This window comes from Actinorhabdospora filicis, assembly GCF_030269765.1.
Taxonomy (GTDB): domain Bacteria; phylum Actinomycetota; class Actinomycetes; order Mycobacteriales; family Micromonosporaceae; genus Actinorhabdospora; species Actinorhabdospora filicis.
This window is the reverse complement of the sequence record NZ_BSTX01000003.1, coordinates 374,073-397,700: the sequence shown is the minus strand read 5'-3', so window position 1 is coordinate 397,700 and position 23,628 is coordinate 374,073. Positions and strand designations below refer to the sequence as shown.

Annotated in this window: 18 protein-coding genes; 8 read left to right on the top strand and 10 right to left on the bottom strand. The window is 73.7% G+C overall.

Translation table 11 applies throughout. The annotated features are described in order from the left end of the window. The first annotated feature begins 32 nt into the window (after positions 1 to 32). On the top strand, positions 33 to 902 hold the full coding sequence (locus QSK10_RS22095) for a LysR family transcriptional regulator (protein ID WP_285664837.1): 870 nt from the start codon (positions 33 to 35) through the stop codon (positions 900 to 902). 22 nt (positions 903 to 924) lie between these two features. Here QSK10_RS22095 and QSK10_RS22090 read toward each other — a convergent pair whose 3' ends face one another. Then, positions 925 to 2,019 (bottom strand): alpha/beta hydrolase family protein, encoded by a 1,095-nt coding sequence (locus tag QSK10_RS22090; RefSeq protein WP_285664836.1) that lies wholly within the window; start codon positions 2,017 to 2,019, stop codon positions 925 to 927. Between the two features lie 117 nt (positions 2,020 to 2,136). Beyond that, positions 2,137 to 3,027, bottom strand: coding sequence for a hypothetical protein (locus QSK10_RS22085; RefSeq protein WP_285664835.1), 891 nt, complete (start codon positions 3,025 to 3,027; stop codon positions 2,137 to 2,139). Between the two features lie 114 nt (positions 3,028 to 3,141). Here QSK10_RS22085 and QSK10_RS22080 point away from each other — a divergent pair, with 114 nt between their 5' ends. After that, on the top strand, positions 3,142 to 3,540 hold the full coding sequence (locus tag QSK10_RS22080; protein ID WP_285664834.1) for a nuclear transport factor 2 family protein: 399 nt from the start codon (positions 3,142 to 3,144) through the stop codon (positions 3,538 to 3,540). Positions 3,541 to 3,668: 128 nt separating this feature from the next. Further along, positions 3,669 to 4,166 carry an Hsp20/alpha crystallin family protein gene (locus QSK10_RS22075; protein WP_285664833.1) on the top strand — a complete coding sequence of 166 codons (498 nt, stop codon included), beginning with the start codon at positions 3,669 to 3,671 and terminating at the stop codon, positions 4,164 to 4,166. 82 nt (positions 4,167 to 4,248) lie between these two features. On the opposite strand, the gene QSK10_RS22070 is transcribed toward QSK10_RS22075, so the two are convergent. After that, positions 4,249 to 9,711 (bottom strand): ATP-binding protein, encoded by a 5,463-nt coding sequence (locus tag QSK10_RS22070; protein WP_285664832.1) that lies wholly within the window; start codon positions 9,709 to 9,711, stop codon positions 4,249 to 4,251. Between the two features lie 229 nt (positions 9,712 to 9,940). Then, entirely contained in the window at positions 9,941 to 10,474 is a 534-nt protein-coding gene (locus tag QSK10_RS22065; RefSeq protein WP_285665400.1) for a TetR/AcrR family transcriptional regulator, read from the bottom strand. A 111-nt stretch (positions 10,475 to 10,585) separates the two neighbouring features. Between QSK10_RS22065 and QSK10_RS22060 the strand changes: the two genes are divergently transcribed. Further along, positions 10,586 to 11,212: a CatB-related O-acetyltransferase gene (locus QSK10_RS22060; RefSeq protein ID WP_285664831.1), complete on the top strand. Its 627-nt coding sequence runs from the start codon at positions 10,586 to 10,588 to the stop codon at positions 11,210 to 11,212. Beyond that, positions 11,209 to 12,456, top strand: coding sequence for an erythromycin esterase family protein (locus QSK10_RS22055; RefSeq protein WP_285664830.1), 1,248 nt, complete (start codon positions 11,209 to 11,211; stop codon positions 12,454 to 12,456). The genes QSK10_RS22060 and QSK10_RS22055 overlap by 4 nt, the downstream gene beginning before the upstream one ends. Here QSK10_RS22055 and QSK10_RS22050 read toward each other — a convergent pair. From QSK10_RS22050 to QSK10_RS22035, 4 genes are all read right to left on the bottom strand, one after another. Next, complete coding sequence (locus tag QSK10_RS22050; protein WP_432705363.1) at positions 12,441 to 14,336, bottom strand: APC family permease; 1,896 nt, start codon at positions 14,334 to 14,336, stop codon at positions 12,441 to 12,443. The genes QSK10_RS22055 and QSK10_RS22050 overlap by 16 nt on opposite strands. 147 nt (positions 14,337 to 14,483) lie before the next feature. Further along, a complete protein-coding gene (locus tag QSK10_RS22045) occupies positions 14,484 to 15,167 on the bottom strand; it encodes a response regulator (protein ID WP_285664829.1) in 684 nt (227 codons plus the stop codon). Continuing rightward, entirely contained in the window at positions 15,164 to 16,222 is a 1,059-nt protein-coding gene (locus QSK10_RS22040; protein WP_285664828.1) for a sensor histidine kinase, read from the bottom strand. The genes QSK10_RS22045 and QSK10_RS22040 overlap by 4 nt, the downstream gene beginning before the upstream one ends. Before the next feature lie 8 nt (positions 16,223 to 16,230). After that, positions 16,231 to 16,698, bottom strand: coding sequence for a hypothetical protein (locus QSK10_RS22035; protein ID WP_285664827.1), 468 nt, complete (start codon positions 16,696 to 16,698; stop codon positions 16,231 to 16,233). A gap of 178 nt (positions 16,699 to 16,876) precedes the next feature. On the opposite strand from QSK10_RS22035, the gene QSK10_RS22030 reads away from it, so the two are divergent. Both QSK10_RS22030 and QSK10_RS22025 read left to right on the top strand, forming a co-directional pair. Then, the gene (locus QSK10_RS22030) at positions 16,877 to 17,206 is read left to right on the top strand and encodes a YciI family protein (RefSeq protein ID WP_285664825.1); all 330 of its coding nucleotides are present in this window, start codon (positions 16,877 to 16,879) and stop codon (positions 17,204 to 17,206) included. Then, positions 17,203 to 18,423, top strand: coding sequence for an RNA polymerase sigma factor (locus QSK10_RS22025; protein ID WP_285664823.1), 1,221 nt, complete (start codon positions 17,203 to 17,205; stop codon positions 18,421 to 18,423). The genes QSK10_RS22030 and QSK10_RS22025 overlap by 4 nt, the downstream gene beginning before the upstream one ends. Before the next feature lie 44 nt (positions 18,424 to 18,467). Here the strand turns inward: QSK10_RS22025 and QSK10_RS22020 are convergent, their stop codons facing one another. Together QSK10_RS22020 and QSK10_RS22015 are read right to left on the bottom strand one after the other, a co-directional pair. After that, positions 18,468 to 19,265 (bottom strand): alpha/beta fold hydrolase, encoded by a 798-nt coding sequence (locus QSK10_RS22020; protein ID WP_285664821.1) that lies wholly within the window; start codon positions 19,263 to 19,265, stop codon positions 18,468 to 18,470. A gap of 17 nt (positions 19,266 to 19,282) precedes the next feature. Further along, positions 19,283 to 20,821 carry an MFS transporter gene (locus QSK10_RS22015; RefSeq protein WP_285664819.1) on the bottom strand — a complete coding sequence of 513 codons (1,539 nt, stop codon included), beginning with the start codon at positions 20,819 to 20,821 and terminating at the stop codon, positions 19,283 to 19,285. Between the two features lie 123 nt (positions 20,822 to 20,944). Here QSK10_RS22015 and QSK10_RS22010 point away from each other — a divergent pair, with 123 nt between their 5' ends. Next, positions 20,945 to 23,617: an ATP-binding protein gene (locus QSK10_RS22010; RefSeq protein WP_285664817.1), complete on the top strand. Its 2,673-nt coding sequence runs from the start codon at positions 20,945 to 20,947 to the stop codon at positions 23,615 to 23,617. Positions 23,618 to 23,628 lie beyond the last annotated feature (11 nt).

Below are 23,628 nucleotides of genomic sequence, written 5' to 3'. Positions count from 1 at the left end.
GCGTCCAATGCCGTCATCTATAACCTGTCGGCATGGATGTGGACACCCGCCTCCTGCGCTACTTCGCCGCCGTCGCGCAGGAGGGGACGCTGACCCGCGCCGCCGCGGTCCTCTACGTCACCCAGCCCGCGCTGACCCGGCAGGTCGCGCGACTGGAGGACCTGCTCGGCGCGCGCCTGTTCACCCGCTCCAAGGCCGGGATGAGCCTCACCCCCGCCGGTGAGGCGCTCGCCGCGCGCGTCCCGGCCCTCCTGGACGCCTGGGACGGCATCGCGCGCGAGACCCGGGCCGCCGCCCGCGTCCTGCGCGTCGGCTTCCTGGCCAGCGCCGCCAACGAGGCCACCCCGGGCATCGTGGCCGCCTTCACCGCCCGCCGCCCCGGCTGGCGGGTGGAGATGCGGCAGAGCTCGTGGGCCGATCCCGCCGCCGGGCTGTCCACAGGGGACGTCGATGTCGCGCTCGTCCGCCTGCCGTTCCCCGGTCAGGACGCGTGGGCCGTCGACGTCCTGCTCACCGAGCCGCGCGTGCTCGCGGTGTCCTCCGCCGGGCCGCTGGCCGCCCGCGAGCGCGTGGCCATCGGCGAGGTGCTCGACGAGCCCTTCGTGGCCGCGCCGGGCGCCACGGGGGCCTGGCGCGACCATTGGCTGGCCGTCGAGGAGCGCGGCGGCCACCCCGTCCGCGTCGGGGCGGTCACCGAGCATCCCGACGAGTGGCTGACCGCGATCGCCAACGGCGACGGGATCGCCCTCGCGCCCGCCTCGGCCGCGCGTTTCTACGCCCGGCCGGGTGTGACGTACGTGCCGCTGGACGGCGTCGGCCCGAGCCGGGTGGCGGTGGCCCGGGCCGGTGATCGCGATCCGGTGGTGCGGGACTTCGTGGACTGCTGCCTCGCGGCGTTCTAGCGCGAGCCGGGTGGCGGGCGTTCTAGCCGTGGAAGCGGACCTCGGGCCAGGCCGGGGACGGCCCGTCCAGCAGCGCCCCCGACTCGCAGCGCAGGTGCCGGTCCAGGAAGGCCCGCACGTAGGCGCGGGTCAGCGACAGCGCGTAAGCCCCGTCGAGGCCGGGCAGGTGCAGGCCCGCCTGCTCGGCGAGGACCGGGAGGTCGTTGAAGGAGCCGTGCACGGAGCCGTCCACGGTCACCCACCGCCGCCAGCCGGTGAGCTGGTTCCACGTCCGGCCCCAGCCCATGGTCTCCGCGCCGGGGATCTTGTTGGGGTGACCGATGGCCATCAGCGGCCGGTGGATGGGCGCGGTGGTGGTGTGCCAGTAGGCGCCGTCGAGGTTGACCGCCGCCTTCACGCGCGGTTCGGTCAGCAGCGTCGGGACGGCCGCCGCGCCTCCGATGGACATGCCCACCAGGCCGATGGCGTCGCGGTCGATGAGCCGCCGCCACGGGGAGTGCCGTGCGGTCAGCGCGTCGATGACGAAGGTGAAGTCGGCCGCGCGGCCCTCGATGAGCTTGAGGTTCTCCTCCGTGCCGCAGGCCAGGCAGGGGGTGGTGTGGCCGTCGGGGAACGTGGTGCCGAGGGTCTCGTAGTTGTGGCCGACGCCGACGACGAGGTAGCCGTGGCTCGCGAGTTCCTCGGCGAGGCCGGTGAGTTCGGCGCGCGGTGCGCCGAAGCCGGGTGACAGCAGCGCGAGCGGGTGCCTGCCGCCGTGCGCGGGCGCGTCCACGGTGGAGTTGGTGCGCACGGTGCTGAGGATGTCGAGGGGCAGTCCCTGGACGTTTCGTCCCTCCAGGAACATCCGGGACTCCTCGGCGGTCACGTACTGGGCCGGGCCGCGTCCCGGGCGCTTGGCGGGGTACCAGATCGAGAGCATCAGCTCGCGGCGCTCGTCGGGTTTCCACGGATCGGCGCGGCCGGTGTCGACCAGGCGCATCGCGGCGTGGCCGACCGGCTCGGGCCCGCTCGGGGCGGGGATCGCGGGGGCGGCGGGAGCGTCGGCCCGGGCGGTGCCGGGGAGGGCGGCGGCGATGGCGACGGCGATGGGGGTGAGGGCGAAGGTGCGGCGTCTCATGTGGGTCCTTTCGTCGGTGGCGTCAGGCTATGAAGACGATCGGCCCGGCACATCCGTCCACAGGAGACTCCGCGGGGATGATTCCCGTAGGAGTCATCCCCGAGAGGTAGTCGGGGCTCAGAGGCGGCCCCAGGCCCGCAGGGTCAGGAGGGCGTCGAGGGTGACCCCGGGCCGGGCCTCGGCCTCGGTGGTCGGCGCCCACTTCGCCCAGCGGACCGGCCACCCGCCGTCGGCGTCCTGCCCGGCGGCGAGGGCGTCGAGGGAGCGGTCCATCTCGGCGGTGGTGAACCAGCGGGCGGCGACGCTGCCGGGGGCCGGGGCGTAGTCGTGCGGGCGGTGGTGCTCGCCGGGGGCGTACCCGGGTGCGATGACGGCGTCCTCGGGACGGTCGAGGAGCACGATCCGCTGTTGGCGCACGAGGTCGCCGAGGGCGTCGGCGGCGGCGGTGACGTCCTCGTGGACGGCGAGCCCGTCGAGGAACCGGATCGCCGACTCGGCCTCGTAGGGGTGCGTGGACGCCAGTCGCGCGATCGCCTCGCGGGTGAAGGCGACGGCCGGGGCCAGCCACGGGTGGTCGAGGCGGTGGCGCAGGAGCGGCCCGGCGATGTCGCCGGTCGGCAGGATCATGCCCACCGGTGCGTCCGGCACCGGCAGCCACGGCGGGCGCGGGTAGGGCAGCAGCGTGGGCAGGACATTGGGGACGCCGCCGTCGGGCGCGGTCACCGTCAGCAGCCAGTCGCACAGCCGGCCGGCGGTGGCCCGGTCCAGCAGGCCCGCCTCCGCCAGGATCGGCACGGCCGCGCGCAATGTGGACGGCTGGGAGTCGGGGCCGCGCACATCGGGTTCGAGGCCGTAGGCGTAACCGCCGTCGGCGGCGCGGTAGGCGTCCATGGCGCGGGCGACGGGCTCGGCGGGGGCGCCGAGGAACAGGTGGGCGAAACGGTGCTGTTCGAGGACCCGGCCGGAGCGCCAGATGAACGCCTCCGCCTTCGTCATGATCGTGTTCACGGCCCCGAAGCTACGAGCCGTGCTCCCCCGCCGCCTTGTAGGAATCGGACGTCATCCACACCGCGCCTTAACGGCCCCCGCGCCCCGCGCACGGCGGTGCTAGCGTCGGCTCCCATGGCCGACGACGCGATCGACTCCATCACCGCCGAGTTCTTCGGCGCCTTCGACAACCGGGGCGGCAAGGCCCCCGACGTGGCGCGGATCCGGCGGCTGATGCTGCCCGGCGGCGTGATCGCGGTGACCGCGCCGAAGTACGCGACGTACACGGTGGAGGAGTTCATCGGCCCGCGCGAGGTCCTGCTGACCGGCGGGCGGCTGACCGAGTTCACCGAGTGGGAGACCTCGCAGACCACGATCGTGGACGGCGACATCGCCTGCCGCATCGGCACCTACGCCAAGTCGGGGCTGATGGACGGCGAGCCGTACGAGGGCAGGGGCAGCAAGACCTTCCAGTTCGTGCGGACGCCGGAGGGCTGGCGCATCGCGGCCTTCTCCTGGTGGGACGAGGCGTGACCACACCCCCAAGACAGTGATCTAGGCCACATTTTTCGCCGGAAATATCGACGCTCCGAGGGGTGTCCGTACACCATGGATTAGCACTCGCATGTCGAGAGTGCCAACTCTTTCGGAGGTGATTGTTCATGGCCCTGATCAACCGCGACCCGTTCTCCGCGCTGTCCCGGCTGGACAGCACGTTCGACGAGGTCATCAGGCAGAGCTTCGGCCCGAGGGCGCAGCACTTCGTGCCGGGCGTCGACATGGCCACCGACGGCGCCGACGTCGTGGTGAGCATGGAGCTGCCGGGCGTGCGACCGGAGGACGTCGACATCGAGATCGCCGAAGGCCGTCTCACCGTCTCCGGTGAACGCAAGGACACCGTCGACGCCGAGCGGGGCCGCCTGCTGGTCCGCGAGCTGCGGTACGGCTCCTTCCGCCGCACCTTCCAGCTCCCCGACGGGGTGAACGCCGAGCGCGTGGACGCCTCGTTCGACCACGGCGTGCTGCGCATCCGCGTCAGGGACGTGACCCGGCCCGTGGAGCGCCCGCGCAAGATCGCCATCCGTTCCGGCTCCGGCGGGGACGTCAAGCAGATCGAGGGCGAGGCGCGCGTGAACGAGCGTTCCGGCAAGGTGAAGTAGGAGGACCCGGCAGCACCACGACGCACACTGGCGACACGAAAGGCCGCGCCCCTTCCGGGACGCGGCCTCTCCCATGGTGTCGCTACATGCGCGCTTCGATGGCCTCGATGATGCGCGGGCGCATCTCGGCCGCGCCGATCACCGCGTCCACCGAGCCGACCTCGACGGCCCGGCGGATGCTGTGCACGCGGTCGAACTCGGCGGCGACCTCGCCCAGCTTCTCCGCGCGCACCGAGGCGCGCAGCTCGTCCAGCTCCGAGGTGAGCGAGGCGCGTTCGGTGCCGGTGGCGGCCGAGACGCGGTCCTGGGCGTCGCGGACGCGCTGGTCGGCGGCGGTGCGGCGGTTGACCTCGCCGGAGAAGACCACCGCGGCGGCGGGCGCGCCGCCGAGCACGGAGGCGAAGGAGCCCTCCAGGGCCAGGACCGTCATGTTCGGGTTGAGGGCCTTGGAGAACACCACGAACGCGCCGCCGTGGTAGCGGGAGATCACGCAGAACACGATCGGCCCGCGGAAGTTGACGATGGCGCGGCCGATCTCGGCGCCGTACTCCAGCTGGAGTTTGCGCATCGACTCCGGGGAGCCGTCGAAGCCCGAGAGGTTGGCCAGCACGACCAGCGGCCGGTTGCCGCTGGCGGCGTTGATGGCGCGGGCGGCCTTCTTCGACGAGCGCGGGAACAGCGTCCCGGCGGTGTAGGTGTCGGGTCCGTCGGTGGGCGGGAAGCCGCGGCGCGGCACGGCCCGCGACTCGATGCCCAGGAGGCAGACGGGGTGCCCGCCGAGGTGGACGTCCTGGACGACGGCGGTCTCGGCGTCGGCCATCCCGGCCCAGCGCTCCAGGACCGCGTGGTCCTGGTCGGCCAGGGCGCGCATGACGGTACGGATGTCGAAGGGCTTCTTGCGGTCGGGGTTGGCCTCGGCGGAGAAGATCTCGCCGACGGTGGTGAAGTCGCTGCCCTCGATCGCGTGCGGGAACGGTGAGATGTCGCGGTCGACGGGGTCGGACGTGGTGGCGCGGCGCGGTGCCTCCTCGCCGGGCGCGACGTAGGTGTGCTCGTAGTGGGCCATGAGGATGCCGTGCGCACCGGCCAGGTCCGGCGCCCAGTACTGTGCTTGCCCGTTGGGGCCCATGACGCGGTCGTAGCCGCCGATGCCGTAGTTGTCCTCGGCCGACACGCCGCCGGAGAAGTCCAGGGACTGCTTGCCGGTGAGCACCATCGCCGAGTCGGGGGTCATGACCAGGACGCCCTTGGTGTGCATGAGCATCGTCGCCTCGGCGTTCCAGTAGGGCTGGGCGCCGACGTTGATCCCGGCGACGACGATGTTGATCTCGCCGCCGTCCTGGGTGAACTCCACGATCCGCTTGAGCGCGGCGGCCACCCAGTCCATGTTCTCGGTGCCGGACTCCATGGAGATCCGCGCGCCCGAGGACAGCGCGTACCACTCCAGCGGGACGCCCATGCGCTCGGCGAGGTCGAGGGCGGCGATGACGCGGCGGCACTCGGGCTCCGAGAGCGCGCCCAGCGACTTGGTGGGGTCGCCGAGCAGGACGACGCGCGTCACGCCCTCGGGGTAGGCCGGGGTCGGCGTGGTGACCACACCGGCGACCATCGCGGCGGTGTTGCGGCCCTTGGGCCGCTCCACCGGGACGAGCGTGCCGGTCTCGTCGAGGTCGTGCTCGGTGAAGGCGCCGAGCAGCTCGGTGAGCTCGTAGGGGTAGACGGCGTTGCGGCTGCTGGCGCGCAGGACCTTCAGGCGGTAGTCGTCCAGGGGCTGGACGGGCGCGTCGGAGGGGTCGCCCATGCTCAGGCTCGCCGTGCCGGTGGCGTCGAAGGTGATCTTGACCTCGGTCTTCACCAGCTCGCCGGTGGAGCGGCGGCGGCGGGCGATGAACAGGATCTCCTCCAGGCCCGCCCCGACCGTGGTGGGGCGGACGCGCCCGGCGATCATCTCCAGCTCCTCGCGGGTGATGTCGACCGGCGGCCACACGTAGATGACGATGCGGTTGGTGCTGAAGCGGTTCTTGGCCGGGCGGACGGCCTGCGCGCGCCGGATGGAGTCCAGGCAGGCGGCGATGGTGTCCTCGGCGGTCGGCAGCGCGACCAGGCGCCCGTCGTGCTCGCGGAGCTCGGTGAGGTCGCGGATCTGCGCGAAGGCCACCAGGCGATCGTCGGAGGGGTTCTCCCGCGCCACGGCCCGGAACAGGTACACCTCCTCGTCGGAGGACGGCAGGCGGGTGAGGTCGAACTGGCCGAAGCGCTCCATCCGCATCCGCTGCGCGATGAACGGGTGCAGGCCGCGGATCAGCCGCTCCTCGGTCATCCCCACCGACGACTGACGGAAGGTGAAGTGGTGGTGCATCACGGCACCGCTGCGACCGGCGACGGTGGTGGTGAGCCTGCGGACGTTGCCCGGCAGCGGAACCGCGCGCACCGCGTCCGACAGGGCGGCGGCGGCCGCGTCGGAGTCGGCGGGCTGCTCCTCCCAGGCGAGGTAGATGTCGGCGTCGACGGTCTCGCCGCCGGCGGCCAGCTCGGCCAGGCCGCGCAGGGCGTCGGCGAGCGCGTCGAAGGACACCGCGGCCGAGACCACGCGCGCGTCGGCGCGTTCGGCGATGACGAGGGTGCAGCCGCCGGCCTGGACGGTGCGGACGTCGTCGATGCCCTTGTTGCCGTAGTAGCGGCGGGTCAGGACCTCCAGCATCACCGAGTTGTCGACGTCGGCGCGGTTGAGGCGCTGCCCGAGGAGGCGGACGAGGGGTTCGGTGGTGCGGACCATCTCGGCGACGCGCTCGGCGCGGTCGGCGGCGCCGGGGTGGGCGTCGAGGTGGCGGAGGTTCTTGCGGACCCCGGCGTAGACGAGCGCGCGGTTGCGTCGCAGCAGGGGCTGGGCGAACCAGGCGAAGACCACGCCGCGGGCGAGGTCGGCCACGGCGGGGAAGCGGACCTGGGTGGCGGCCATGAGGCGTTCCAGGACGAGTCCGGCGGGCTCGCGCAGGCTCTCCTCGGGGGCGGGCTCGCCCAGCCAGGAGCGCAGCAGCGAGGCCACGGCGGCGGCGTCGGTTCCGGCGCGCTGCTGGGCGAGGAAGATGCGGAAGACCGCCGCCTCCAGGTCCGGGGTGCGCTCCAGGTCCTTGACGCCGTAGTGGCCGAGGGCCTTGGCGAGTTTGGCCTGGAAGCCGGCGGGGAGTCCGGCGCGTTCCACGTCGAGGCTCTGCAGGTAGGTGTGGAAGAACTCGCGGGCGCTGTGGACGTGGGTGTCGCTGCCGCCGTCCTCGCCGGTGGGGCGGTTGCGGCTGAGCTCGGCGAGGTCGGCGAAGACCTCCATGAGGGCCAGTTCGCCGGTGAGGGGGCGGCGTCCGGCGGCGGTGGCCTCGCGGCGGGCGGCGAGGTAGTCGTCGAGGACGCGGCCCTCGTCGTGGGGGTCGACGTCGTAGCCGAGCAGGAGGGAGCGCAGGTCCTCCAGGCCGCGCGCGGCGCGCTCGGCGGCGGGCAGCTCGCGGGGGGTCTCGGGGAGGTCGAGTTCGACGGGCGCCGACTCGACGGCGGCGGCGTCCTCGGCGTCGCCGATCGGTTCCAGGCGCAGCAGGGGCGCGCCGGTCTCGACCTGGCTGCCCACGGAGACCGCGATCTCCTTGAGGCGGGCCTTGAACGGTGCGCGCAGCACCGTCTCCATCTTCATGCTCTCCAGGACGAGCACGGGCGCGCCCGCCTCGACCTCGGCGCCGGCCTCCAGTGGGGTGGCGACGACGAGCGCGGGCATCGGGGAGCGCAGGACGCCGCCCTCGTCGCGGCTGACGCGGTGGGCGACGCCGTCGACCTCGATGAGGTGGACGGGCCCGTGGGTGCCGGTGAGGAGGCGGTAGCGGGCGCCGTTGACGGTGATCTGGCCGGTGTAGCGGTCGAAGCGCTCCAGCTCGACGTCGGCGAAGCGAATATCGAGTCCGGCCCCTCCGCTTTCAATGCCGACGCGGAAGCGGTGGGCGCCGACGCGCGCGACGCGGACGCGGTAGGAGACGCCGCGCAGTTTCAGGTCGAGGGGGCGGCCGCTCTCGTGGCGGACCTGGGGGCGTCCGCCGAACGCGGTGGACAGCAGGCGGTCCTGCTCGGCGCGCTCCTCTTCCTCGTAGGCCTCGATGGCCGCGGCGGCCAGGGCGACGGAGGAGTGGCGGTGGGAGACCAGGCGTCCCTCGCCGCGGACGCGGTCGATCCAGCCGGTGTCGGCGCTGCCGTCGACGACCTCGGGCTGGTCGAGGAGGTCCAGGACGAAGCTCTTGTTGGTGGCGCCGCCCTCGATTATGACGAGGGTTTCGGCCATGGCGCGGCGCAGGCGGCCGAGGGCCTCCTCGCGGTCGCGGCCGTAGGCGATGATCTTGGCGATCATGGAGTCGAAGTCGGCGGGGATGGAGTCGCCCTCGCTGACGCCGGTGTCGACGCGGATGCCCGGTCCGGCCGGGAGCGCCAGGTGCGCGATGCGGCCCGGGGAGGGCGCGAAGTCGCGGTCGGGGTCCTCGGCGTTGAGGCGGGCCTCGACGGCGTGGCCGCGCTCGGCGGGCGGCGCGCCGTCCAGCCGGCCGCCGGAGGCGACGTGCAGCTGGGCCTTGACGAGGTCGAAGCCGGTGGTGGCCTCGGTGATGGGGTGCTCGACCTGGAGGCGGGTGTTCACCTCCAGGAAGGCCAGCAGGTTCTCGCCGGGGTGGTAGAGGAACTCGACGGTGGCCGCGCCGCGGTAGCCGACGGCGATGGCGAGCCGCTCGGCCGATTCCTTCAGCTCGCGCACCCGCTCGGGGGGCAGCACGGGCGAGGCGGACTCCTCGATGACCTTCTGGTTGCGCCGCTGGACCGAGCAGTCGCGCACGCCCAGGGCCCACGCGGTGCCCTGCCCGTCGGCGATGACCTGGACCTCGACGTGGCGGGCGCCGGTGACCAGGCGCTCCAGGAAGACGATGCCGCTGCCGAAGGCGCGGGCGGCCTCCTGGCTGGTGCGCTCGTAGGCGTCGGCGAGCTCGTCGGGGTTGGTGACGACGCGGATGCCGCGCCCGCCGCCGCCGGCGGTGGCCTTGAGCATGAGGGGGTAGCCGATGCCCTCGGCGGCCTTGAGGGCCGCGTCGAGGGTCTCCACGGGTCCGCGGCTCCACGGCGCGACCGGGACGCCGACCTCTTCGGCGATGAGCTTGGCGCCGATCTTGTCGCCTAGCTGGCGCATGGCGTCGGGGCTGGGTCCGACGAAGGTGACGCCTACGCGTTCGCAGAGCTCGGCGAAGGCGGGGTCTTCGGCGACGAAGCCCCAGCCGACCCAGGCGGCGTCGGCGCCGGTCTCGCGCAGGGCGCGTTCCAGCAGTTCCAGGTTGAGGTAGGGGCGCGCGGCGGCCGGGCCTAGGTCGTAGGTGTGGTCGGCCTCGCGGACGAACGTCGCGGTCTTGTCGACGTCGGTGTACAGCGCGACGGTCTCGATGCGCTCCCCGGTCTCGGCTGCGAGGTCCCGCACGGCGTGGATCAACCGCATCGCGGCTTCACCCCGGTTGACGATGGCGACACGACTGAACACCGGTACGGACCCTCCTGTAGACAACGACGGGCAGACTCCACCCTTCCGTGGAGCACGGTGCTCGCACCATGCCGCGGGGTACGCGATCTACACGGCCACGGTTGTAGGAACTATACAAAAGGGCTTAGTCGCGGTGGAGACATCGGCGTGAACGGCGCGGGGCGGTGTGATCACGATCCCTTACCGGGCCGTCCGGGGGTGCACGCGGGGGCGGTGTGTCCGGTGTGGGTCACAGGCGTACGAAGGCCCCGCCTTCGGCGGCCAGGACCGCCGCGCGGGCGGCCTCGCCGGGCAGCAGCGGATCGGCGGGCTCGCGCAGCAGGACGAGGCGGTGGTAGAGCGGCGCGGTGGCCGCGACCAGCAGGCGGCGGGCGTCGGTGCCGGGCGGCAGGACGTGGCGGGCGCGCTCGACGACGGCCTCGCAGCGGGCGTAGCGGTCGTCCCAGAGCCGCCGCTGGGCGCTCTCGGCGGCCTCGGAGCGGAAGGACGCGGCGATGAGGGCGGCCATCACGGATGGTTCGGCGGTGTAGGCGTCCTGGATCTCGTGGTTGAGGGCGGTGAGGTCGCCGGTGAGCGAGCCGGTGTCCGGTGGGCTCCAGTCGTCGCCGCCGGTGGCGTCGAAGACGTCGGCGAGCAGTCCGCCGACGTCGCCCCAGCGGCGGTAGACGGTCGTGCGGTGCACGCCGGCGCGGGCGGCGACGGTCTCGACGGTGAGGGCGTCGAAGCCGTGTTCGGCCAGTTCGGCGCGGACGGCGTCGAGCACCTGGGCGCGGACGCGGGCGGTGCGCCCGCCGGGTCGGGCGGTCACGGTTGCCGCCGGGAGAAGATCATGGCACCATCTTAATGCAACAACCGTCGCATTAGAAGGAGTCGTATGACGATCCCCAGCCCGGCCACCCTCCACCCGATGCAGGGGCAGCCGCGCGTGGTCCTGCTCAAGCCCCTGGTCACCTCGCCGCTCATCGAGGTCGGCGACTACAGCTACTACGACGACCCCGACGACGCGACCGCCTTCGAGACCCGCAACGTGCTCTACCACTACGGTCCCGAGAAGCTGGTCATCGGCGGGTTCTGCGCGCTGGCCACCGGCGTCCGCTTCGTCATGAACGGCGCCAACCACCGCGTCGACGGGCCGTCGACCTACCCCTTCCCCATGCTCGGCGGCGCCTGGGCCGAGCACGTCGACCTCGTCGCCGACCTGCCCAACCGCGGCGACACGATCGTCGGCAACGACGTCTGGATCGGCAACGGCGCCACGATCATGCCGGGCGTGCGCATCGGGCATGGAGCCATCGTCGGCGCGGGCGCCCTGGTCGCCAGGGACGTGCCCGATTACGGCGTCGTCGCGGGCAACCCAGCCCGCCTGATCCGGCGCCGCTTCAGCGACGCCGACATCGACCGGCTGCTGGCGATCGCGTGGTGGGACTGGCCGGTGGAGAAGATCACCGCGAACATGCGCGCGATCATGGCCGGGACGGTCGAGGAACTGGAGAAGGCGTGAGCGCCACCGCGCGGCTGCGCGCCAACACCGTCCCGCTGTCCACGCTGGACCCCGAGGCGCCGCTGGACGATCTCGAACCGCTGCGCGCGATCGTCGGCGAGGCCCGGGTGGTCGCCCTCGGCGAGAACTCCCACTTCATCGCCGAGTTCACGCACATGCGGCAGCGCGTCCTGCGCTTCCTCACCGAGCGCTGCGGCTTCGGCGTCCTGGCCTTCGAGTTCGGTTTCAGCGAGGGCTTCGCGCTGGACGCCTGGGCGCGCGGCGAGGGCGCCGAGGCCGACCTGGGCGACCGGCTGGCCGGGAGCGTCCCCATCGGGCTGGACGGCCCGCTGCGCTGGATGCGCCGCCACAACCGGACCGCCGCCGCGCCCGTCGCCTTCGCCGGGATCGACATCCCGGCCGCGGGCGGCTCGGTCCTGCCCGCGCTCGACCCGGTCATCGCCTACCTGCGCGAGGTCGACGCCGAGTCGCTGCCCGAGGCCGAGACGGCCGCGCGCATCGCGGCGTCCTTCGCCGGTGACTCCGGGGCCGTGGCCGCACCGGCCTGGGCGGGCCTGGCGGCGGCCGAGCAGGACGCCCTCACGGCGTCGCTGGCCCGGCTGCTCATCCGCTTCCGCACGCTGGAGCCGCTGTACGTGGCGCGCGGCGGGCGCGAGGCCTACGACGTGGCCGTGCGGCGCCTGGAGGGCGCCTGCCACGCCGACTACACCTTCAAGGCGATGGCGGGCCTGTTCGCCGGGACGGGCCGCACCGCCGACACCTCGGCGAGAGACGCCTACATGGCCGGGTCGGTGCGCTGGCACCTCGACCGGCTCGGGCCCGGCGCGCGCATCGTGCTGGCCGCCCACAACGCGCACATCCAGACCGAGCCGATCTCCTTCGGCGGCCGGCTGACCGCGCTGCCGATGGGGCACTACCTGCGCGCGGACCTGGGCGGCGACTACGTCCCGATCGCGCTCACCTCCGTCACCGGGAGCACCGCCGAGATGCGCCTGGATCCGGCCGCGCGCTTCGGTTTCACCGTCGAGGACACCCCGCTGGACCCGCCCGCGCCCGGCAGCGTCGAGGCGGAGCTGCCGGAGGGTCCCGTCCTCACCGACCTGCGCAAGACCCGCGCGGAGGGCACCGGCGGTGGCCCGGAGCGGATCCGCCTGCACGGCGGCTACGTCGAAACGCCGGTGCTGTCGGCCTTCGACGGCCTCATCAGCACCGGCGCGTCCACCGTGGACTACCCGCCGACGTGAATCCCCGGCCGCCGCGCCGGGTCCGGCTCGCTGGCCCGCAGGATCTCCCGCACCGTCGGCGCGGTGTCGCCGCGGCCGAGGATGAGGTAGCGGAACAGGTGCATCAGCGGGTTGCCCTCGGCCCACTCGAAGTGGCAGTGCGGGCGGACGCCGGTGGCGTCGCGCAGGGCCAGCAGGATCGCCGCGATCGCGTTGGGCGCGGCGGGGCTGCCCGCGCGCAGGATGCGGAAGCCGTCGACCTCCACGCCGCGGACGGTGAGGGTGTTGCTGAACTCGGAGGGGTCGAGGACGTCGATCTCCAGGAACATCACGTCGGCGCTGCCGGGGACGGGGTTCATCCCACGCTGCTCGCCCTCCTTGGCCGCGTACTCCTCGCGGTCACCGGCCTGGCGGCGGTTGGCGATGATGGTCAGCGCGCCGTCGAATTCGATGCTGTCGGTGATGAAGCGGCGGGCGTCCTCGTCGAACTCGATGCGCTCGGCGCGCAGTTCGGTGGTGCGCGAGACGCGCGAGATCAGTGACACCACGATCATCCCGGCGATGAACATCGCCGAGATGGCGATGCCGTCGGGCTTCTCGATGACGTTCTCCACCAGCGCGTACAGCAGGATCAGGGTGAGGACGCCGAAGCCGATCCCGGCGGCCTTCTGGCGGCGCTTGGCCGCCGAGATGGTCACCGCGATCGCGCCGGAGACCATCATCGCCAGGATCCCGGTGGCGTAGGCCCCGGCCTGGGCGTCGACGTCGGCGCCGAAGGCGATGGTGATGATGACGCTGATGGCGGTGTAAACGACGACCACGGGCCGCACCGCGCGTCCCCACTCCGGCGCCATGCCGTAGGCGGGCAGGTAGCGGGGGACGATGTTGATCAGCCCGGCCATCGCCGAGGCACCGGCGAACCACAGGATGATGATGCTGGCGACGTCGTAGGCGGTCCCGAAGCCCTCGCCGAGGATGTCGTGGGCGAGGTAGGCCAGGGCGCGCCCGTTGGCCGCGCCGCCGGGCTTGAACTCCTCGGCCGGGATCAGCACGGTGGTCAGGAAACTGGTGGTGATCAGGTACACCGACATGATCAGCGCGGCGACGGTCAGCAGCTTGCGGGTGTTGCGGATGCGCGACTCAAGGCGCGCCTTCGCGTCCTTGCCCGACGCGGCCACCAGCGGCATCATGCTCACGCCGGTCTCGAAGCCCGACAGGCCCAGCACCAGCAGCGGGAAGGCCAGGATCGCCGGTCCCACCACTCCCCCGAATCCGCCGCGTCCCTCGGTGAGCGCGTCGGTCCAGGCGCTCAGATCGGCGGGGTCGTTGACCAGCTTGATGATCCCGGCGACGACGACGGCCGCGTTCAGCGCCAGGAACACCGCCACGATCGGGATCGCCACCCCGACGGCCTCGCTGAAGCCCATCAGGAACACCGCGCCCAGGATCAGCAGCAGGACGACGGTGATCAGCACCTCGTGGCCGTGCAGGAACTCCGGCAGGTACGGGTTCTCCACCATGTGCACGGTTGCGTCGGCCGAGGACAGCGTGATCGTGATGATCCACGAGGTGGCCACGAACCCGAGCAGCACCAGCACGAACAGCTTCCCCCGCCAGAACGGCAGGAGGTTCTCCAGCATCGCCACCGAGCCCTGCCCGGACGGGCTCTCGCGCGCCACCCGCCGGTACATCGGCAGCATCCCCAGCAGCGTCAGCAGCACGATCAGCAGCGTGGCCAGCGGCGACAGCGCGCCGGCGGCCAGCGCGGCGATGCCGGGCAGGTAGGAGAGGGTGGAGAAGTAGTCGACGCCGGTCAGGCACATGACCTTCCACCACGACTGGGGCTTGCCGTGGTCGTCGCCGGACTCCGGGCCCGTCGGGTGCACCACCAGCTTCAGCATCCACCCGGCGAAGCCCTTGGCGGGGCGGCCGTTTCGGCCGGGCCCGTCCATGGACGCCGGAACCGCGTACTCGACCTCGCCGCTCACACCCGTCTCCTTATGCGGTCTGACGCCGTTTTGACGGCGACCTCGCGTAAGGGTGCACCATCATGGCCAGCCGGTCCACCCCTGGTCACCGCGTGCGACGACGAGTCCGCCCTCGTAGGCGGCCACGACGAGCTGCGCGCGGTCGCGGGCGCCGAGTTTGGCGATGACGCGACTCACATGGGTCTTGGCGGTGGTCCCGGTGATGTGCAGGCGCGCGGCGATGTCGTGGTTGGACAGCCCGGCCCCGACGAGGGTGAGGATCTCCCGCTCGCGGGCGGTGAGCCGGTCGAGGCCGGGCGGTGTGACCGGTGTCGGCGGGCGGGCGACGTACTCGGCGACGAGCCTGCGGGTGGCGCCCGGCGACAGCAGGGCTCCGCCGTCGACGGCGATCCGGGCGGCGCGCATGAGTTCGGCGGGTTCGGTGTCCTTCAGGAGGAATCCGCACGCCCCCGCCCGTAGTGCCTCGAAGACGTAGACGTCGAGTTCGTAGTTGGTCAGCATGACCACGCGGGTGGCGGTGAGGTCCGGGTCGGCGGTGATGGCGCGGGTGGCCTCGATGCCGTTGACGCCGGGCATCTGGACGTCCATGAAGACCACGTCGGGGCGGTGTTCCCGCGCTCGCGCGAGGGCCTGGGCGCCGTCGGCGGCCTCGGCGACGACCTCGATGCCGGGGACCGAGCCGAGCAGCGCGGCGAATCCGGCGCGGATGAGCGCCTGGTCGTCGGCCAGCAGCACGCGGATCACGGCGTCCCCCTCTCCATCGGCAGCAGTGCGTGGACGGTGAAGCCGCCGCGCTCGGGCCCGGCGGTGAGCTCGCCGCCGAGGAGGGCGGCGCGCTCGCGCATCCCGGCGATACCGGTGCCCGCGCCTCCTCCGGCGCCGGGCCGTGTGCCGGGCCCACTGTGCACGCGCAGCACCAGCCGGGACTCCTTTACTCCGATGTGGACGGTGACGCTCGCGCCGGGCGCGTGCCGGGCGGCGTTCGCCAGGGACTCCTGGGCGATGCGGTAGGCCGCGCGGTCGAGTTCGGGGGTGAGCGCCAGCGGCTCGCGGTGGACCGTCACGGTCAGTCCGGCCGCCTCGGAGGCGGTCACGAGCCGGGCCAGGTCGCGCAGGCCGGGGCCGGGCGCGGCGGGGTCGCTCCCGTCGTCGACGCGGCGCAGGACCTCCACGGTGGCGCGCAGTTCGCGCAGCGCGTCCGAGGCCGCCGCGCGGATCACCGCCAGGGCCTGCGGCGCGCGCTCGGGCAGGTGCTGGGCCACGCCCGCCTGGACGCTGATCACCGAGATGCCGTGGGTGAGCGAGTCGTGGAGCTCGCGGGCGATGCGCAGGCGCTCGCGCTCGGCGCCCTGCCGCTCGGCGGCCTCGGCCCGCAGCCGCTCGCCCGCCAGGAGCCGGTCGCGCTGGCGCAGCGCGTATCCGGCGCACCATCCGGCGGCCAGCCAGGCGGCGATCCACAGTGGACCGTCGAGGGCGGGGGCGACGAGGTAGACGCCCGGGACGAGGACGGCGGCGGCCGGCGCGAGGAGCGTCCGCCCGGCCCGCGCGGCCAGGAAGACGGCCACCACGGTGGGGGTGGCGGCGAAGATGCTCATGAGGCCCAGGCCGTAGAAGAGCAGCGGCCCGGCGACCGCGCCGGCCACGGTCACCGGCAGCAGGCGGTCCGGCAGGGCGAGGAGCAGGCACGGGACGGCCAGCAGCGCCGCCGTGCCGGGCGTGGGCATCGCGCCGTCCAGCGAGGCCGTGGCGGCCACGCAGAAGACCGCGAGCGCGAGGGAGACCATGGCGCGGATCGGCATCATCGTGATTATCGCGCGCGCATCGCCCAGGGCGCGCGATGGCGGACGAGGAAGGCCAGCAGCACCAGCGTCAGGACCGCCGCGCCGCCGTCGGTGACGGCGGCGGGGAGGACCCCGGCGGGCCCGTGGGCGTCCACCACCGTCGGCCACATGACCGGCGGGATCATCACCCAGCCCAGGGCCTGGGTGGCGTTGACGGCCAGGACCGTCCAGTACACCCAGGCGCGCGGGGTGCTCAAGGCGAGCAGGCCGACGGCGTTGCCGAGGACGTAGAGGCAGCCGACGATCCGGAACCCGGTGGTGAACCCGGCGGCCCGCCCGTCCGGGTCGGCGACCCCGGAGGCGGCCATCATGGCGGTGACCAGGTCGCGGTCGACGACGGCGAAGTTGTGCAGGGCCGTCCCGGCGGTGAAGACCGCGGCGCAGACCGCGACGGCGACTTGCAGTGGACGGGTGGCTGGCGTCGGGACTCTCATGGGACGAGACTGTCCGAAACGGGCGCGCCGGTCGTCGTGCCGCGGTGCCGTCTTGGTCGTACCGCCGGGGAAGTACGCCGAACTTTTTCTTTCGGGCGGTGTCGGATCGGGGTCGCGGCGTTCGTAGTAGGGGTGAGAGGCGGCCCGGAGAGCGGGCCCCACACGACGGGAGAGTCGCATGCAGTACCTGATTTCGGTCCTCGACGACGGCACCAACCCCGGTACCGAGGAGGAGATGGCCGCGATCGACGTGTTCAACGACGCGCTGCGCGCCGAGGGCCACTGGGTCTTCGCCAACGGCCTCAGTGGCCCGGAGGCGGCCACCGTCATCGACGGCCGCGGTGGTGAGCCGGTCCTCACCGACGGGCCCTACCTGGAGTCGAAGGAGTTCATCGTCGGTTTCTGGATCATCGAGGCCGCCGACTTCGACGTCGCCTCCCGGCTGGCGGCCGAGGGCTCGCGGGCCTGCAACCGCCGGGTCGAGCTGCGGGCCTTCCACGGCGCATGAGCGACATCGGTTCGGCGATCATCCGGGTCCACCGTGAGGAATGGGCCCGGGTGGTCGCCACCCTCGCGCGGCGGATCGGTGATCTCGGGATCGCCGAGGAGATGGCCGCCGAGGCCTTCGCGGTGGCCGTGGAGCGCTGGCCTGACGAGGGCGTCCCGCCCAATCCGGGCGCGTGGCTGACCACCACCGCCCACCGCAAGGCCATCGACCGGCTGCGCCGGGAGAGCAGACGCGACGAGCTGCACCGGGAGGCGCTCATGCGGTCCGACACCCCGTCCCCGGAGCCCCTGGGCGCCATCGACGACGACCGGCTGCGGCTGGTCTTCACCTGCTGCCATCCGGCGCTGGCCATGGAGACGCGGATCGCGCTGACCCTGCGCATGGTCGGCGGGCTGACCGTCGCCGAGATCGCGCGGGCGTTCCTGGTGCAGGAGACGGCGATGGGGCAGCGGATCACGCGCGCCAAGGCCAAGATCAAGGCGGCGCGGATCCCGTACCGGGTGCCGTCGCGGGAGGATCTCCCGGCGCGGGTGACGGGCGTCCTGGCCGTCCTCTACCTGATCTTCAATGAGGGCTATCTGACCAGCGGGCCCGGGACGGAAGCCGTGCGCGGCGACCTGACCGCCGAGGCCGTGCGCCTCACCCGCCTGGTTCGCGAGCTGCTGCCCGGTGACGGCGAGGTGGCCGGGCTGCTGGCGCTGATGCTGCTCATCGAGGCCCGCCGGACCGCGCGCGTCTCGGCGAGCGGTGAGCTCGTCGGCCTGCACGAGCAGGACCGCGGCTCCTGGGACCGCGCGCTCATCGCCGAGGGACACGCGCTGGTCCGCGCGCGGCTGGCCTCGGGCGAGGCGCCCGGGCGGTACCAGATCATGGCCGCGATCAACGCCGTCCACACCGACGCCCCCGACGTCCGCGACACCTGCTGGAACCAGGTGGTGGCCCTCTACGACCAGCTCGCGCGGGTGGATCCCTCGCCGATCGTGCGGCTGAACCGGGCGATCGCGCTGGCCGAGCTGGACGGGCCGCAGGTCGCCCTCGCCGAGATCGAGGCGCTGCCGCTGGACGGGTACCACGCCTTCCACGCCACCCGCGCCGATCTGCTGCGCCGCCTGGGCCGCGGTGGTGAGGCCCGCGACGCCTATGAGCGGGCGATCGCGCTGGCGGGCAACACCGCCGAGCGGGCCCATCTGGCGCGGCGGCGCGACCAGCTCGGCTGAAAGCCCCGTGGCCCAGGGGCCACGGGGCTTTGCGGTGGTGTGTGTCAGGCGGCGAAGAAGTCCAGGAGGACCGGGGCCAGCACCGCCGGGTCGACCATGTGCGTCTGCCCGTCCAGGGTCACCCGGGAGGCGTTCGGCAGCAGCGCGCCCAGGGCGTCGGCCCCCGAGCGCACGTACGGGTCGCTGGCGCCGCCGTCGATGACCAGGGCGGGGACGGTGATGTCGGCCCACTCGGCCGGCAGCGGGCGGCCGGACATCGTCTCGCCCATGACGCGGCCGTCGTAGGCGAGGGTGTGGGCGACGGCGGCCATGCCCGGCCAGAACGGCTCGCCGCGCATCGCGTCGACGTACTCCACGGGCGCGCCGACGGCGGCGGTCATGAACAGCGCCAGCGCGTCGAAGGAGCGGCCGTCGTCGAGGAGGGCGTCCAGCTGCTCGACGTAGTCGCCGGGCAGCGGGGGGCGGCTGTCGTCGACGATGACGGGCGGCTCGTAGACGGCGAGGCGGGTGATGCCGGGCAGGCCTCCGGCGGCCCGGATCGCCAGGACCGCGCCGGAGGAGATCCCGTAGATGGCGGCCTCGCCTCCGGCGGCCTCGATGACGGCGTTCAGGTCCTCGATCTCGCGTTCGACGGCGTAGGGGGCGGTGTCGACGCTGTCGCCGCGGCCCCGGCGGTCGTAGTTGAGGACGGTGTGCCGCCGCGCGAGCAGCCCGGCGAGGGCGCCGGAGACGGGGTCGATGGCGCGGTGCCCGATGGCCCCGGCGACCAGGACGACGGGGGTGCCCTCGCCGACGATGTCGTAGGCGATCTTGGTGCCGTCGGCGGAGGTGGTGAACTGCACGATGGTCTCTTCTCTCGTCAGGATTCGGTGGTCTCGGCGGCGGTCTCGTGGCGGCGCAGGACCGCCACGGCCAGGACCGCCAGGGTCAGGAAGATCGCCGCGCCGATCGCGCCGACGGCGTTGATGCCGCCGGTGAAGGCGCTGCGGGCGGCGTCTAGGAGTTCGGCGCCGACGCTCGGGGGCAGTTCGGCGGCCACCGCGGTGGCCGCGGCGAGATCGCCGCGGGCGGTCTCGGCGAGCGCGGCGGGCACGCCGTCGGGGACGACGAGGGTGGCGGCGTAGACGGCCGTCCCGACGCTGCCGAGGGAGGCGATGCCCAGCGCGATGCCGAACTCGCCGCTGGTCTCCGATACCGAGGCGGCCGATCCGGCGCGCTCGGGTGGCGCGGCGGACATGATCACGTTCATCAGCAGCGACATGGGCATCGACAGCCCGAGCGAGGCGACGGTCATCCCGGCGATCACCATGCCGCGCCCGCCGTCGGCGAGGATGTGCATGGCCAGGCCGGCCGCGGCCAGCAGCAGGCCGGTGGCGATGACGGTGGTGGGCCGCAGTTTGCGGGTCAGGGCCGGGGCGAGCCCGGAGCCGACGGCCATGGCGATGTTCTGCGGGATCATCGACAGTCCCGCCGCCCACGGGGTCAGCCCGACCACGAGTTGCAGGTAGATGCTGCCCATGAGGGAGATCCCGGCCATCACGACGCCGCCGAACAGCATCATGGCCAGTGCGGTGGTGAAGCGCCGGTTGGTGAACAGCCGCAGGTCGAGCAGGGGGTGTGCGAGGTTGCCCTGGCGGCGGACGAAGAGGACGCCGACGGCCAGTCCGGCCACGATCGCCAGCGCGGGCAGCGGGTGCCAGCCCTGGCGGGCCAGTTCCTTCAGGCCGTAGATGACCGGCAGGATCGCCGCCAGCGACAGCACGACGCTGAGGGGGTCGAGGCGTCCGGCGTCGGGGGCCTTGTACTCGGGGAGCAGGCGGGGACCGGCGATCAGCAGGAGCACCATGACCGGGACGCCGAGCAGGAACGCCGAGCCCCACCAGAAGTGGCCGAGCATGAGCCCGCCGACCAGGGGCCCGACGGTCATGCCGCCCATGAAGCAGGCGAACCAGGCGCCGATGGCGGCGGCCATCTGCTTGGGGTCGCGGAACATGTTGCGGATGAGCGCCATCGTGGACGGCATCAGCGTGGCCCCGGCGACGCCGAGCAGCGCGCGGGCCGCGATGAGCGTCTCCGGGCTGCGGGAGTAGGCGGCCAGGAGGGAGACGCCCGCGAAGGCGGTCGCGCCGATCAGCAGGAGCCGGCGGCGGCCGATGCGGTCGCCGAGGGTGCCCATGGTGACCAGCAGCCCGGCCAGCATGAAGGAGTAGATGTCGAGGATCCACAGCTGCTGGGTGCCGGTGGCGCCGAGGTCGGCGCTCATCTGCGGCAGCGCCAGGTAGAGCACGCTCACGTCCATCGACAGCAGGAGGGTGGGCAGGGCCAGCACGGCCAGGCCGGTCCATTCCCGGGCGGTCGCCCGGGGTGGGGCCGTCTGCGCTGGTGCGGTGAGTTGCATGAGAGGGGACCTTTCGTTTTCGCTTCGGGTCCCAGACTCCGGCGGGGGCGACCGCGAGGGCATCCGTGGCGGCCACCGATCCACCACGGAGAACACCGTGGATCTTGCTGGTAGTTTCGGCTGGTGGCCGGGGTGTCGGAGCGGGAGAACGAGGTGCTGGCGGCGCTGGGTGAGCGCCTGACCAACGCCCAGATCGCCCGTCGGCTGCACATTTCGGTGCGGACGGTGGAGAGCCACGTGTCCTCGCTGCTGCGCAAGTACGGGGTGGCCGACCGCCGGGAGCTCGCCGGGCTGGCCCCGGCGTCCGACGCGCCGCCCGTCCGGGTGGTCGCGGGCCTGCCCGTGCCGCGGACGTCGTTCATCGGGCGCGAGGAGGAGCGGGAGGCGATCCGGGCGGCGCTGTCGGTGTCGCGCCTGGTGACGGTGACCGGGCCCGGTGGGGTCGGCAAGACGCGGCTGGCGGTGCGCTTCGCCGCCGAGCACAGCCTGCCGGGCGCCTACGCCGACCTCGTCCCGGTCGGGGCGGACTTCCTCGTCCAGACCGTCGCGGCGGCCCTGGGCGTCACCGAACGGGCACCGCAGCCCCTTGAGGAGGCGGTGATCGCGCATTTGGGCGCCGATCCGGCGCTGCTGGTGCTCGACAACTGCGAGCACCTCCTGGACGCCGCCGCCGGTTTCGCCGACCGGCTGCTGACGGCCTGCCCGGGCGTGCGGATCCTGGCCACCGGGCGTGAGCGGCTGGGCGTCCCCGGTGAGCGGGTGGTCCCGCTGGGGCCGCTGCCGGTGGGCTCGGACGCGCAGGAGCTGTTCCGGGACCGGGCGGCCTCGGCCGACCCGGACTTCCACGACGAGCCCGGCGCGGTCGCCGAGCTGTGCGCGCGGCTGGACGGGATGCCCCTGGCGATCGAGCTGGCCGCCGCCCGGGCCGCCGCGCTGGGCGCGTCCGGGCTGCTCACCGCGCTGTCCGGGGGCGACTTCCTGCGGCTGTTCGCCGGTGGCCGCGCCGCCGATGAGCGGCACCGCTCGCTGCGGGCGGTCATCGCCTGGAGCCACGACCTGCTCGACGCCGACGAGCGCGTCCTCTTCGGCCGCCTGGGCGTCTTCGCCGGCCGCTTCGACCTCGACGCCGCCGTGGCGGTGGCCGCGATGGAGCGGCCGCTGGTCGCCGACACCCTCGGGCGGCTGGTCGACAAGAGCCTCGTCGCCCACGAGCGGGCGGCGAACCGGTGGCGGATGCTGGAGGCGGTCCGCGCCTACGCGCGCGAGCTGCCGGCCGATCCCGGGCTCGCCGGGCGGCACCTCGACTGGGCCGCCGCCACCGCGAGCGCGCTCCAGACGCGCCTGGACGAGCCCGGCTGGCGCGCGGACTTCGACCTGGTCGCCGACGACCTCCGCGCGGCCACGGCCACCGGGGGCGAGAGCGCGCACGCCCTCGCGCGCGGCCTCGGGCGGCTGGCCTACGCCCGCCGCTTCGTCCACGAGGCCCTCGGCCACTACCTGCGTGCCGCGCGGCTGGCGGCGTCCCCGGGCGAGGCCGTGCGCGACCTGCGCAGCGCCGCCGCCCTCACCCACGCCACCGCGACCCCCGAGGACGCCTTCGCGCTGCTCCTCGACGCCGCCGCGCGCGCCCGGGACGCCGGAGACTCCTTCGCGCTGGCCGTCAGCCTCGCCTCGGCGCTGGTCACCGCCGACCGCTTCCCCGGCGGCTTCCGCGACCGCCCCGACCGCGCCCGCCTCGACGCGCTGCGCGCCGAGGCCGAGCTCGCCCACGACCCGGGCGACCCGGTGGCCGTGGCGCACCTGGCCGCGGCGGCGAGCTGGGCGTCCTTCTGGACCGGGCCCGAGCCCGACCGCGCCCTCGCGGAGGCGGCCGTGGCCACCGCCCGCGCCGCCGGTGAGCCGATGCTGCTCAGCGCCGGGCTGGACGCGCTGTGCGCGGTCTCGGCGATGGCCGGGCACGTCCGCGACGCCCACCGGGAGGCCATGGAGCGCCTGGCGGTGCTGTCGACGGCCTCCCGCGAGGACCCGCACGGAGCGGTGGAGATCGTCGACGTCGTCCGCACCGCCGCCACCTACGCCCTCGCCGTGGGCGACCTGCCGTCCGCAGTCGCGGTGGCCCGCCGCGCGCTCACCGACGACCTCGTCGGCGATCACCCCTACCTCGCCGCGAGCACCCTCGTCCCGCCGCTGGCGCTGATGGGCGAGTACGACTCCGCTCTCGATCGCGCCCGCGCGAGCTGGGAGGGCTGGCTGCGCGCGGGCCGACCGGCCAACGGGCGCGTCCGCTCCGCCCTGGCCGGGGCGGCCCTCGCGCTGGGCATGCGCGGGGACGCCGAGGGGCACCGGGTGTGGCAGGCGCGCGCCGAGGACGCCCAGTTCGGTGTGCGCGGCTCCTTCCCGGAGTTCGTGGAGATCCGCGTCGCCGTCCACAGTGGGGACTTCCGCGACGCCGCCGGGCTCGTCGAGCGCGCCTTCGGCGGCGCGTGGGGACCGGCGCCGACCTATCTGCTCCCGGCCGCCGCCGAGCTCGCCGTCGCCGCCGGGCTCCCCGGCGCCGCCGAACGTCTCGCCGAGGCGTCCGCGATGGCCGAACACAGCGACTGGGCCGCGGCCTGCCTGGCCCGCGCCACCGGCCGCCTCACCGGTGACGAGGGCGAGCTGGAGCGCTCGGTGACGCTGTGGGAGAAGATCGGCGCCCGCGCCGAACGGGCGATCACGCTGCTGCTCCTGCCGGGCCGGGCGGCCGAGGGCGCGTCGGAGCTGGACGCCCTGGAGTGCGCGGTCCCGGCGTCCTGACCCAGGCCGCT